This is a genomic window from Haloarcula rubra (assembly GCF_019599465.1).
Classification (GTDB): domain Archaea; phylum Halobacteriota; class Halobacteria; order Halobacteriales; family Haloarculaceae; genus Haloarcula; species Haloarcula rubra.
The window spans coordinates 389,377-401,327 of record NZ_RKLR01000003.1 but is presented as its reverse complement, the minus strand read 5'-3'; the positions used below and the strand labels follow the sequence as shown (position 1 = coordinate 401,327).

Annotated in this window: 16 protein-coding genes and 1 tRNA gene; 8 read left to right on the top strand and 9 right to left on the bottom strand. The window is 66.5% G+C overall.

The features are described from left to right. Positions 1-58: 58 nt before the first annotated feature. Positions 59-2,326: a CDC48 family AAA ATPase gene (locus EGH21_RS10350; protein ID WP_220618397.1), complete on the bottom strand. Its 2,268-nt coding sequence runs from the start codon at positions 2,324-2,326 to the stop codon at positions 59-61. After that, positions 2,326-2,574, bottom strand: coding sequence for a DUF7127 family protein (locus EGH21_RS10345; protein ID WP_220618396.1), 249 nt, complete (start codon positions 2,572-2,574; stop codon positions 2,326-2,328). The genes EGH21_RS10350 and EGH21_RS10345 overlap by 1 nt, the downstream gene beginning before the upstream one ends. A gap of 149 nt (positions 2,575-2,723) precedes the next feature. Here EGH21_RS10345 and EGH21_RS10340 point away from each other — a divergent pair, with 149 nt between their 5' ends. After that, on the top strand, positions 2,724-3,509 hold the full coding sequence (locus EGH21_RS10340) for an alpha/beta fold hydrolase (protein WP_220618395.1): 786 nt from the start codon (positions 2,724-2,726) through the stop codon (positions 3,507-3,509). A gap of 2 nt (positions 3,510-3,511) precedes the next feature. Here EGH21_RS10340 and EGH21_RS10335 read toward each other — a convergent pair whose 3' ends face one another. Next, entirely contained in the window at positions 3,512-4,198 is a 687-nt protein-coding gene (locus EGH21_RS10335) for a protein sorting system archaetidylserine synthase (RefSeq protein ID WP_220618394.1), read from the bottom strand. Positions 4,199-4,244: 46 nt separating this feature from the next. Next, positions 4,245-4,922, bottom strand: coding sequence for a hypothetical protein (locus EGH21_RS10330; RefSeq protein WP_220618393.1), 678 nt, complete (start codon positions 4,920-4,922; stop codon positions 4,245-4,247). Between the two features lie 33 nt (positions 4,923-4,955). Here EGH21_RS10330 and EGH21_RS10325 point away from each other — a divergent pair, with 33 nt between their 5' ends. Next, complete coding sequence (locus EGH21_RS10325; protein ID WP_220618392.1) at positions 4,956-5,096, top strand: hypothetical protein; 141 nt, start codon at positions 4,956-4,958, stop codon at positions 5,094-5,096. A gap of 17 nt (positions 5,097-5,113) precedes the next feature. Here the strand turns inward: EGH21_RS10325 and EGH21_RS10320 are convergent, their stop codons facing one another. Next, on the bottom strand, positions 5,114-5,461 hold the full coding sequence (locus EGH21_RS10320) for a thioredoxin family protein (RefSeq protein WP_220618391.1): 348 nt from the start codon (positions 5,459-5,461) through the stop codon (positions 5,114-5,116). Between the two features lie 68 nt (positions 5,462-5,529). Further along, positions 5,530-5,961: an SRPBCC domain-containing protein gene (locus tag EGH21_RS10315; protein ID WP_220618390.1), complete on the bottom strand. Its 432-nt coding sequence runs from the start codon at positions 5,959-5,961 to the stop codon at positions 5,530-5,532. A gap of 129 nt (positions 5,962-6,090) precedes the next feature. Here EGH21_RS10315 and EGH21_RS10310 point away from each other — a divergent pair, with 129 nt between their 5' ends. Then, positions 6,091-6,399, top strand: a complete 309-nt coding sequence (locus tag EGH21_RS10310) for a PRC-barrel domain-containing protein (protein WP_220618389.1) — start codon at positions 6,091-6,093, stop codon at positions 6,397-6,399. Here the strand turns inward: EGH21_RS10310 and EGH21_RS10305 are convergent. Beyond that, positions 6,396-7,856: a DHH family phosphoesterase gene (locus tag EGH21_RS10305; protein ID WP_220618388.1), complete on the bottom strand. Its 1,461-nt coding sequence runs from the start codon at positions 7,854-7,856 to the stop codon at positions 6,396-6,398. The genes EGH21_RS10310 and EGH21_RS10305 overlap by 4 nt on opposite strands. Positions 7,857-8,015: 159 nt before the next feature. On the opposite strand from EGH21_RS10305, the gene EGH21_RS10300 reads away from it, so the two are divergent. Then, positions 8,016-8,089, top strand: a tRNA-Lys gene (locus EGH21_RS10300). Positions 8,090-8,184: 95 nt separating this feature from the next. Then, a complete protein-coding gene (locus tag EGH21_RS10295) occupies positions 8,185-8,328 on the top strand; it encodes a hypothetical protein (RefSeq protein WP_220618387.1) in 144 nt (47 codons plus the stop codon). A 12-nt stretch (positions 8,329-8,340) separates the two neighbouring features. On the opposite strand, the gene EGH21_RS10290 is transcribed toward EGH21_RS10295, so the two are convergent. Beyond that, positions 8,341-8,778 (bottom strand): GNAT family N-acetyltransferase, encoded by a 438-nt coding sequence (locus EGH21_RS10290; RefSeq protein ID WP_220618386.1) that lies wholly within the window; start codon positions 8,776-8,778, stop codon positions 8,341-8,343. 106 nt (positions 8,779-8,884) lie between these two features. On the opposite strand from EGH21_RS10290, the gene EGH21_RS10285 reads away from it, so the two are divergent. Then, positions 8,885-9,109: a hypothetical protein gene (locus EGH21_RS10285; RefSeq protein ID WP_220618385.1), complete on the top strand. Its 225-nt coding sequence runs from the start codon at positions 8,885-8,887 to the stop codon at positions 9,107-9,109. Positions 9,110-9,184: 75 nt separating this feature from the next. Here EGH21_RS10285 and guaB read toward each other — a convergent pair whose 3' ends face one another. After that, on the bottom strand, positions 9,185-10,669 hold the full coding sequence (gene guaB, locus EGH21_RS10280) for an IMP dehydrogenase (RefSeq protein ID WP_220618384.1): 1,485 nt from the start codon (positions 10,667-10,669) through the stop codon (positions 9,185-9,187). A 196-nt stretch (positions 10,670-10,865) separates the two neighbouring features. On the opposite strand from guaB, the gene EGH21_RS10275 reads away from it, so the two are divergent. Next, positions 10,866-11,033 carry a hypothetical protein gene (locus EGH21_RS10275; RefSeq protein ID WP_220618383.1) on the top strand — a complete coding sequence of 56 codons (168 nt, stop codon included), beginning with the start codon at positions 10,866-10,868 and terminating at the stop codon, positions 11,031-11,033. Between the two features lie 6 nt (positions 11,034-11,039). Then, complete coding sequence (locus tag EGH21_RS10270; RefSeq protein WP_220618382.1) at positions 11,040-11,927, top strand: DUF5794 domain-containing protein; 888 nt, start codon at positions 11,040-11,042, stop codon at positions 11,925-11,927. Positions 11,928-11,951: the final 24 nt, after the last annotated feature.

Here is an 11,951-nt window from a genome sequence, read left to right as displayed (position 1 = left end):
AGGTGAACACACGGGCGAAAAACGGATACTGACTCCCGAACGGAGACGAGGGGCCGGTCTACTGGAACGTCCGGCTGACCTTGTCCTCTTCGAGTTCGGGTTCGGAGGTGTCGAAGCGCTTCTCGATCTCGTCGTAGCGCTCCCGGGTCTCGTCGGTGACGCTCGGGCCCACCTCGTCGAGCGCGTGCTCGAAGTGGTCCATCGTCACGCGGACGTTCCCGACCGAGTCACCGATGTCCTCGGGGTCGACGCTGTTGATGAACTCGCGGGTCGCGGCCATCGACGCCTCGCGGCAGACGGCCTCGATGTCGGCGCCCACGTAGCCCTCCGTCCGACGGGCGAGGCTGTCGAGGTCGACGCCGTCCGCGAGTGGCTTCTCGCGCGTGTGGACCGTGAAGATGGCCCGGCGGGCCGCTTCGTCGGGCACCGGCACGTGGACGTGGCGGTCCAGTCGGCCGGGTCGCAGTAGCGCGCTGTCGATGAGGTCCGGCCGGTTGGTCGTCGCGACGACCACGACGTCCTCCATGTCCTCGATGCCGTCCAACTCGGTCAGCAGCTGGGAGACGACCCGTTCGCCGACGCCGGAGTCGGTCTGCCCGCCACCGCGTTCGGTCGCGATGGAGTCTATCTCGTCGAAGAACACCACGGTCGGGGCGTTCTCGCGGGCCTTGCTGAACACTTCTCGGACGCCCTTCTCGGACTCCCCGACGAACTTGTTCAGCAGCTCGGGGCCCTTCACCGAGATGAAGTTCGAGTCGGCCTCGTTGGCGACGGCCTTCGCCAGCAGGGTCTTCCCCGTGCCGGGCGGGCCGTAGAGCAGGACGCCCTTCGCGGCGTCTAGGTCCATCGAGTCGAACACTTCACCGTACTCCAGCGGCCACTGGATGGTCTCGCGGAGGCGCTCCTTGGTGTCTTCGAGGCCACCGACGGATTCCCACGTGACTTCGGGCACCTCGACGAACACTTCCCGCAGGGCAGAGGGCTCGATACCCTTCTTCGCCTCGCGGACGTCGTCGTCGGTAATCTCCAGCTTCTCCAGCACCTCGGCGTCTATCTCGTCGGATTCGAGGTCGAGTTCCGGGCGGATGCGCCGGAGCGCGTTCATCGCGCTCTCCTTCGTCAGGGAGGCGAGGTCGGCGCCGACGAACCCGTGGGTGTTCTCGGCGTAGCTGTCGAGGTCGATCTCCTCGGAGAGGGGCATCCCGCGGGTGTGGACCTGCAGGATCTCCTTGCGGCCCTCCTTGTCCGGGACGCCGATCTCGATTTCGCGGTCGAAGCGGCCGCCACGGCGGAGCGCGGGGTCGATGGCGTCGACGCGGTTGGTCGCGCCGATGACGATGACCTGCCCGCGCTCTTCGAGGCCGTCCATCAGCGACAGGAGCTGTGCGACGACGCGGCGCTCGACGTCGCCCTGCGTCTCGCCGCGCTTGGGGGCGATAGAGTCTATCTCGTCGATGAAGACGATGGCGGGGGAGTTCTCCTCGGCTTCCTCGAACACCTCACGGAGTTGCTCCTCGCTCTCGCCGTAGTACTTCGACATGATCTCCGGGCCGGAGATGGTCGTGAAGTAGGCGTCTATCTCGTTGGCGACGGCCTTCGCCATGAGGGTCTTCCCGGTCCCCGGCGGGCCGTGGAGCAGGACGCCTTTCGGCGGCTCGATGCCCAACTGCTGGAACAGTTCGGGGTGGCGCATCGGGAGTTCTATCATCTCCCGGACCTGTTCGAGCTCGCTGTCGAGGCCGCCGATGTCCTCGTAGGTCACGTCGGGCGAGTCACGGTCGGTCGCGCCCTCCTCGCCGCGAATCTGTTCGGCGGGCTTCTCGCTCACCTGAATCTCGGTGGAGTCGGTGACGACGACGGTCCCCGTTGGGTCGGTGTCGGCGATTTTCAGCGGAATCTTCTGGCCGGACATCGACGAGAGCGGTCCGAGGCCGAAGCTCACCGGGACGGTCTGGCCCTGCGTGACGGCCTGCCCGCTGAGGTTGTTCCGAATCATCGGGCCCACGTTCCCCCGAACGCGGAGGTTCTGCGGGAGCGCGACCGTGACGTTGGTGGCCGGCTTGACGTCGGCCTTCTCGACGGTGACGCTGTCGTCGATACCGACGCCGGCCTCCTGTCGGAGTTGGCCGTCGATACGGACGATGCCCTTCGCCTCGTCCTCGGGGTAGCCGGGCCAGACGCGCGCGACGGCGCGGTTACCGCTCTTGCCTTCCAGAACGATGTAGTCGCCGTTCTCGAGGTCCATCTCGTCCATCGCGGCTCTGTCGATGGCGGCGAGGCCACGGCCCGCGTCCTTCTGCTTGAGGGGTTTGACGGTGAGTTTCATCAGTTAGAGTCCTCCTCGTCTGACAGTTCGATAGTGAGGACGCCGTTGTTGATAAACGCTCGTCCGTCGGCGGCCTCCGGAACCTCCTGCTCGTACTGCTCGTCACCCGCGACGACGATGACCGTACCGTCGACGACATCGACGTTGGCGTCGTCTAGGGCACCCACGTCCGCCGCGAGTACGACGCTGTCGTCGTACTCGAATCGGCGGAGCGGCGTCTCGTCGAACAACTGCTGTTCTGAATTCATCCTAACCACGAGTAAGCGCGATAAGTATATAAATCTGTCGCTGAAATACGCCATACGGCGGTAAATCGGAGAGAGTTGACTGTTTGCGGTTCACATCTCCACGTCCGCGGTCGGATGGCTTTATTCCGTCCCCCCGTGTGCGTGCACGCATGGAGACAGTCGCGCACGACGGACGGACGACGGCGTACCGAGTGCGTAGCGGCGACGGTGACGGGCCCGTGGCGCTGTACGTCCACGGGAGTGGCGCGACCCACCGCGTCTGGGCGACCCAGTACGCGCCGAGTGGCCCTACGCTGCCCGCGGCCGCACTGGACCTGAGCGGTCACGGGGCGTCCGAGGACGTAGAGACGCCGCCAGGGGGCGAGACACTCTCGGCCTACGCGGCCGACGTCGTCGCCGTCGCTCGCGCCGTCGACGCGGACGTGCTCGTCGGGAACTCGCTCGGCGGGGCCGTCGCGCAGTGGGTCACGCTGGAGACGGACTGGCGTCCCGACGCGCTCGTGTTACTGGGAACCGGGCCGACGCTCCCGGTGTTCGACGGCCTCAGGGAGTGGCTGGAGTCGGACTTCGACCGGGCGGTCGAGTTCCTCCACGGGCGGGACCGACTCTTTCACGACGCCGACGAGGACCTCCTGACCCGCTCCAGAGCAGAGATGCGCGAGACGGGCCGTACAGTCACACGGCGTGACTTCCTGACCAGCCACCGGTTCGACGTGACCGAGCGCCTCGCAGAAATCGGGGTGCCGACGCTCGCCGTCTGTGGCGAACACGACACGCTCACGCCACGGTCGTACCACGAGCGACTGGCGAGCGAGATTCCCGCCGGCGAGTTCGCCGTGATTCCCGACGCCGCTCACCTCGCGATGCTCGAACGGCCGGCCGTCTTCAACGAGACGGTGCGGGACTTCCTCGCCGCTCGACTCGCGAGCGAGTGACCTCAGTCGAGCCAGTAGTACCGCGGGCCCAACGCGAAGAAGAGGAGCGCGATGGCGAGCATGAGTCGCGGGGCGGCCCGACCCAGCGCCGTCGGTGCGACGACGGCGCCGAACAGCACTACGCCCATCGGTCCGACGGTCTTCACGCCCGGTTTGGGGTAGTCGAACGGCGCGACCTGTGCGACGGCGAGGAGGGTCACGCCCGCGGCCACGACGACGGGGTCCGTGACGCCGGCCAGATACGCCGTCGCGAGGACGATGGCACCGAGCGAGTTTGGCATCCCCGGACGCTCGTCGGGCGCGTCGAAGTACGTCGAGTAGAACGCGGTCCGGACCACCGAGAGGACGGCGTACAGCGACGCCACGACGACGAGGCCGACGAAGACGAGTGGCGCTCCGGCCTCGATACCCCCGAAGGCGTCGGTCAGCAGGACGTAGACGAACAGACTCGGCGTGACGCCGAAAGAGACCACGTCGGTTATCGAGTCCAGTAGCGGGCCGACCTCGGAACTGTCGCTACTGCGGGCGACGATGCCGTCGAGGGCGTCGACGATGACCGACAGGAGGAGGAGACGGGCGGCCAGATGGAGGTCGGCGAAGGCGACGGCCCCGGCGGCGAACCCGACGACGGCGTTGACGAGCGTGACGGCGTCGGCGACACTGAGTCGGCGATGCACCTCGAATCCCATGCCTGCCCGGTGGGCCACCGCCTACATGAAAGAGTCGAAACCGGCGTCACTCCTCGGGCAGGTCGTACCCGACGACGAAGCGGGCCACCGTCGCCAGCGTCCCCGTGACGAGGAGGTACAGTTGCCAGCCACCGCGAGCGACCGGGAAGATTCGGTCGACGTTCTCCGGTTCTCTCTTCCCCGGCGTCGGGTCGACGCCGGTGTCCATCTGCACGGTGCTCGTGTTCCCGATAGAGCGGAGCGAGGGACCGCCGCCTCCGCCGCCGTTCGCGCCGTTCCCGCCGTTCCACTCGACGAACGTCTGGACGATGCCACGCTGGCTCGACAGTTCCAGTTTCCCCCTGACGACGTAGAACTCGTCGTGAATCGGCCACAGGAGGTTCGCACCGCCAGTGACGGCGTCGAACAGTACGTGGCCGACCGCGTAGACGACGACACAGAACCACGCGACCCGCACGCCGTACGCACCCCACCGCCCGCGGACGTACGACTCCTCGCGAGCGTACAGGTCGAACGCCAACACGCCCGCCACTATCGCCGGGATGACGAGGTTCGTCGTCGCGGTTCGGTGGCCGAACTGCGAGACCAGCGCGATGAACGCGTCCGCGTCGGGAACCGTGACGACGACCAGAGAGAGCAACAGCGACCGTCTGTCGAAGGCCGCACCGAGCAGGGTCGCTGCGAGCAACCCCACGAACGCGTAGTGGACGACCAACGATGGCATACGTTCACTCACGACACGACCGGGATGAGTGTTGTGGTGGGTCGCACCGAACGTACTTGTACTACCGCCCAGACGAGACGGGGGCGGAGCGTGAGTAGTGAGGTGGACGCCGTCGACGACCAGACGTGGGACCTGCTTCGGCGGTTGTTCGACACGGACGCCGACCGGCGGTGACCGAGTCGCCGGCCGAGCTACTGGCTGTACCCGTCGACGAGCGCTCTGAGCGTCGCCTCGTCCTCGATGCCGACCCGTCGCTCGACCACTTCACCTTCGGCGAACAGCAGCAGCGTCGGGACGCCCCGCACGTCGTACTCGCGAGCGAGCGTCGGCACGTCGTCGACGTCGACTTTCGCGACGACTGCGAGGGTGTCGGCCGCGATTGTCTCGACCGTCGGTTCGAGGAGTCTGCACGGCCCACACCAGTCCGCGTAGAAGTCCACGAGGAGGACCGACGTGTCGGCAACGAGGCCGTCGAGGTGTGCGATACTCTCGACGTGTACCGGCGTGTCGGTCGGCGCCGTCTCGCTCGCGTCGCCCATGCGGCCCGCTACGAGACCACGACGCTTAACCGCTCTGTCGGTGTGTCACGGGCGTACACGACCGTATCTCACCGCTCCGTGAGTTCGATGGCCCGGCGGCGCACCCCGACGTTCATCTGCTCGAACCCGCGACGCATCCGCCGACCGAGGCGGTCGACGATGTGACCGGCGAACGGGCCGTCGATAGTCTCGTGTTGGACGAACCGCGTACCCCCGCCGCCGCTCGGTTCGAGCAGGAAACTGTGTTCGGCGTCGTAGCCGAAGAGCCGCGACCGCCAGCGTAGTTCGCGAGGTGGGTCGACCGCCGTAATCTCCGGACTGAACGACACTGTCGGGAGTCCGGGGACCGAGAGCCGCGCCGAGACGGACTCCCCGACTGTGAATTCGCCGTCGACCGCCAGTAGCGTATTCCACTTTGGGTAGGCGTCGACGTCGGTCAACACCGTCCAGACGACGCTCGGCGGCGCTGGAACGTCGATACTGGCGCTGACCTCCGGCATCGTGGGTGCGTTAGGCTCGTCCCCTGAAAAGCTTCCCGTGTCGCCCTAATCCGGGTGTCGCACCTCGGTCGCAGACGAACGTCTGACGCGCAATGAAAGTTTAAGACCCGTCCGGTCCAGCAAGAGAGTATGGATCACAGGAGCGCTCCACAGGAGATTACGACGCTCGTCGGGAGAGAGGTGTACTCGAAGAACGGTGTGTTCGTCGGCGAAGTCGAGGACATCCGCCTCGACCTCGACCACGAGGCGGTCACGGGGCTCGCCCTCCACCAGCTCAACAACGAACTGTTCGGCGCCGACGCACGCTCGTCCCGCGGCGTCATCGTTCCGTACCGCTGGGTGCAGGCCGTGGGCGACGTCATCATCGTCAACGACATCGTCGAGCGCCTGCGCCAGCCAGATACCGACGAGGACGAGGAAGAAGAGGTCCCGGCCTAGTTCCCGTTCGCGCTCTCGCCGCTCGAACTGTCGACGCCCATCGCCTCGAACAGTTTTCGTTTGACCGCTTCTTCGGTCAGTTCCAGTAGCGTGTCGCGGTTGTCGTCGCTCGTGTCCAGTCCGGTGAAGATGCCGAGCGGAATCTCGACGCTCGCGTCCGTCGAGTGGCCGGCCGTCTCGCCCATGTCGCCGAAGGCGTCGGCGAGTACCTTCCCGATGTTCATCCGGATGTCCTTCGACCGCGCGGCGAGGTAGATGGTGTCGTCGGCGATGGCGAACACCGCAGTCGTCGTGATACCTTCGAGGTTGAGCAGGTGTTGTGCGGCCTGTGAGAGGGCGTCTCGGTCGCGGATGAACCCGGCGTTGGAGACGAGGTGGCTCCCCTGCACTTCGCGGTTCCGGATGGCCTCGGCGAGGACGTCCAGCGTCTCCGGACTCATCGACGGCGACTCGACCTGTTCGAGGGTGTCGTGGTCCGCGAACGGGTAGAGGTACGCCGCGGCCGTGAGGTCCGCCGGCGTCGTGTCGCGCTTGAAGTCTAGCGTCTCGGCTCGGATGCCGTACAGCAACGCGGTGGCCACGGTCTGGTCCAGCGTCAGGTCGAGTTCCTGGATGTACTTCGTGAGGATGGTGGAGGTGGCCGAGACGTTCGGCCGGATGTCGGAGAATGCGGCGTCGTGGTCGTGGTCGTGTTCGTAGTGGTCGATGACGATGTCGACCGATTGGACGTCCGGTTCGCCGCCTTTGGCGACGTCGACGAGGGCGAACGTGTCGTAGTCGTCCAGCGAGACGGACTGGCGCGAGGCGAGTTCGATGCCCAGGAGGTTCACGAACGCGCGGTTCTCCTGGTGCCCGATTTCGCCCTCGTAGACGATGTCGGCCTCGACGTCGCGGCTCTCGGCGATGGCCCGCAGTGCGGCAGCGGAGGCGATGGAGTCCGGGTCCGGCGAGCGGTGGATGAGAATCGCCATCCGCTCCTCGGTGGCGTCGATGACGTCGCCCAGTTGCGAGGCTTTGTACTCCAGTTCGCCCGTCTCCAGCGCCCGCAGGGCCGAGTCGGCGATGACCGCCGAAGGGTTGATGACCACGTCGGCACCGAGTTCGGTGAGTTCGTCGGCCGAGACGGGGTCGTCCGCACGGGCGACGATGAACTGGTCGCCGTCCGACAACCGGATGTTCCTGACGGCCTCGGCGTTGGCGGTCACGTCCGAGGACATGATGAGGACCACGTCCCGGTCCTGCACCGTCTCGACGATGTCCTGCTCGGAGATGTCCGCCTGTTTGGCGTTCAGGTCCTGGTCGCGTAGTGCTTCGACGCGCCCTTCGTCTGCGTCTAAGATGAGGACGTCTTTCCCCTCGTCGACGAGTTCCTCTGCCACGGCGTGGCCCACGCTCCCACACCCCAGAATGGCGTACGTGGACATCGAGGCCATCGTGATGCCGCTGGCTGCACTCATTGGGTGTGACTGTGGCTGGGACGTACTTATATCACACCGTCTCGCCCACAGGGGCGTGACTGGCGGGCCACGGGGAGTCCGTAGCGGTACGGACGTCGGTGTCGTCCGTCGATTCGAAAGGAAACGTATTTACAACGGCCTCCGCAACCAATGAGTGCAGGGCCGGTAGCTCAGTCTGGCAGAGCGACGGCCTCTTAAGCCGTCGGTCGAGGGTTCAAATCCCTTCCGGCCCGCTTTGCTGTCGCGAACTGATTCAGCCCCGAGTGACGGGTTTAGCACGCCAGTGGACTCGTAGCGCCGTTCGGCAGGCACCCGAAGAAATTTGTCGGTGTCCCGAGTCGACTCCGACGCGAAGGGGCGCGGGAACGACAACGCCGTACTCTGGGCCGTCCTGACGGGACTCGGGTTCTTCATCGGTCTCATCCCGGGGGTTCTGGTCATCGTCGTCTACCTCGTCGTCGGCCGCGATTAGCGCCCGACTCGCTCAGTCGAGTGGCTTGACCATCTCGACGTGCGGGATGCCGGCCTCCTCGAACGTCTCCCCCTCGGCCTCGTACCCGATGCTCTCGTAGAACTCCTGCACGCGGAGTTGCCCGTGCAGGAACGCCGCCGTCGCCCCCTGCTCGCGGGCCGTCGTCTCGGCGGCGTCCATGACGCGGACGCCGAGGCCCTCGCCGCGGTGGGAGTCGAGGACGGCGACGCGCTCTATCCGTGCCGTCGTCTCGTCGACGAACCGGAAGCGCGCGGTGGCGACCGGGTCGCCGTCGTCGGTGACGACGACGTGGGTCGCCTCGTCGTCCTTGTCGTCCATCTCCTCGGCCTCCGAGACGCCTTGTTCCTCGATGAAGACGTCGCGACGGACCGACCGGGCCTGGTCCCCCAGTGCCGCTTCGCCGCCGACGTAACACTCGTAGGACGTCATGGCCACCAGTAGCGAACTGACGGCGGAGTATCTTGCGTTCGTCCCGTGCCTGCCGCGTGGGACTCGCCGAAAACGTCTCTGTGGTGGCAAGTGTATCTCTGCCTGTATGTCAGCGGCGTATGCCAGCGACCACGAACACGAGTTGGCGGCCGAGTACCTCTACCCCGCCGACGCGGACGTCCTCGACATCTACGAACGAGACGGGTCGTTGTACGTCGAGGTGGCGACGGTGTGCCCGGAGTGTAGCGAGACGCTGGCGCTCACTGCGCCGGTCGAGTCGGCCCGCGAGACGGAGGTCGACCTCCCGATAGACGACGACTACTACGACTGAAAAACCGGTCCAGAGAGTCGGTGTCCGCTGCCCAGTTCACCCCGGACAGACGCCCCGACGCACCGACCGACGCCCTCAGCTATCGGGGCTGTAGTTGGGAGCCTCGTCCGTAATCATCACGTCGTGGGGGTGGCTCTCCTGCTGGCCGGCCGCGGAGACGCGGACGAACTCGGAGCGCTCCTTGAACTCCGGAATCGTCTCGGCGCCGACGTAGCCCATCCCGGACTGCATCCCGCCGACGAGCTGGTGGAGTTCGGACTCCAGCGAGCCCTTGTACGGCGTGGCGGCCTCGACACCTTCGGGGACGTACTCCTCACCTTCCTCGTCGTCCTTGAGGTAGCGCTCGCCGCCGCCCTCGTTCATCGCGCCGACCGACCCCATGCCGCGGTACTGCTTGTACTTCTTGCCGTTCATCGTGATGACGCGGCCGGGCGCCTCGTCGGTGCCGGCGAAGTACGACCCGAGCATCACCGCGTCCGCGCCGGCGGCGATGGCCTTGATGGCGTCGCCGGAGTACCGGATGCCACCGTCGGCGATGACGGGCACGTCGTGCTGGCTGGCGACGTCTGCGACCTGTGCGACGGCCGTAATCTGGGGCATCCCGGCCCCGGTGACGACGCGGGTGGTACAGATAGAGCCCGGGCCGATACCGACTTTCACGCCGTCGGCGAAGTCGACGACGGCCTCTGCGGCCTCTCGGGTGCCGACGTTGCCGACGACGACGTCGGCGTCGACTTCGGCCTCGATTTCGCGGGCGCTGTCGATGACGTTCGCGTTGTGGGCGTGGGCGCAGTCGATGAACAGGATGTCCGCGCCGGCCTCGTCGGCGGTCTGGGCGCGGTCGACCTCGAACGGGCCGACGGCGGCCCCGACGCGCAGTTTGCCCTTCTCGTCGCGAGCGGCCTCGTCGTACTCGCGACGCTGGAGGACGCCCTTCATCGTCACGAGACCGACGAGTCGGTTCTCCTCGTCCACGATGGGGACGCGCTCTATCTTGTGGTCGTACATGAGTTCGAGCGCCTCCCGCGGCGTGACGTCCTCGGGGGCCGTGACAACCTCGTCGGTCATGGCCTCCGTGACGGCGTCGGACTCGCCGACCTCGAGGTACGGCCGGATGTCCGTCCCGGAGATGATGCCGAGCACTTCGCCGTTCTCGTCGTCGACGACGGGGGCACCGGAGACGCCCTGCCGGTCCATCATCTCGTCGACTTCGCGGACCGTCTGCTGGGGGCTCGCGGTGACGACGTCGCGGATGATGAGTTCGTCGGCACGTTTGACGCGCTCGATTTCGGCGGCCATCTGGTCGGCGTCCATGTTGCGGTGGAGGACGCCCAGTCCACCCTGCCGAGCCATGGCGATGGCCATGTCGCTCTCCGTGACGGTGTCCATCGCGGCGGTCAGCACGGGGACGTTTAGCTGGACGCTCTTCGAGACGCGCGTCGCGGTGTCCGCTTCGTCAGGTTCGACGCGGGACTCTTTGGGTCGCAGCAGTACGTCGTCGAAGGTCAGCGCCTCCGGAACGCGGAGTTTCTCGGAGAAAGGCTCGGAATCGTTCGCCATGTAAGTCGTCCACGACGGCCGGGCAAAAACGTTGCGAGACTGGCCGAGACTGGGGTGGAGTGCCACACGGGGTGTCCGGTATTCGGTGTCGTCGCGGGACGTCTATCCAGTTGTGTGGGACAGATTCGCACGTTTCACGGGGTGTGGGGCCGAATCTCACACAACGCTTATACTCTGGTGAAAGATAGTTATAGATATGCGTCTCACCGAATCCACCCCCGAGGCCAGCGGCCTGCAATCGACGTGCTCGACGGCGTCGAACACATTCTGGGTGGATTTCGGGAAATCGAAGGGGTGGCAATCGACCGTCGGTCTGGTCGGCGCTGTAAGCACCCATCGGGTACAGGGGTATCCCCGTCCGTAACACGCGATGAGTAGCTCCAGACACCCGGTCGCACTCGACATTGAGCGACGCGTCGGTCGCGGCGGTCGCCTGCTGGCGACGGTCATGGGACTCCCCTTAGTCGACGGTATCTTCCCCGTCCTCGTCCTCGCCGGTGCGCTGACGACGTGGACCGGCATGCTCGAAGTCGGGCTGCTCGTCTTCGGCGGGTCCGCGATGGTCGCCGTCGTCCTCGCGGAGATGGAGGGCGGCCCCCGCGAACAGGCCAGAACCGTCCTGCTCATCGGGGCGCTGTTGCTCCCCATCGCGGTGCTCGAAGCCGCTATCGCACCGACTATCGCCGGAGTCGTGCGTCTCGAGATATTCGAGCGTTTCGCCGGCATCGTCATCATGGCTATCGCGGCCCAGACGGCGAGCGCCCGCATCGGAGAGATACTGCCCCGCCCCGCGATAATCGTGGGACTGGGTCTCCTCGCGAGTCTCGACCCCGCGGGCGCGTCGCTGGTCGTCGAGGCCGACGTGGCGACGATGGCCCGCGCCGCGGCGACGGCGGGTATCGGCGTCGGGTTCGCTCTCGTCGTCGCCCTCGCCAGTCCGTGGCTGCGCAACGCCGTCGACATCGACCGCTTCCGCTTCGGGAGTGCCGTCGCACTGGGCGTCCTCGCACTCTCCGTGCTGGGTCTGATGCCCACGACGGCCCCTGTCGCCCTCGCGGTCCTCGCCGTCACGGCGTTGCTCTCGTTCGACCCCGACAACGCCCGTGAACGACACGCCGAGTACCGTCCCGACAGCATCGACCTCACGGCCGCGTTCTCCGACGGCGGTGCTTCCCAGGGCGTCGCGGCGGACGAACGCACCGACGACGGCGCAACCGTCGAGTACGACCCCGACCAGGAACGCGCGCCGTGGCTCTGAGGGGGAACGTTTAGGCCGCTCACG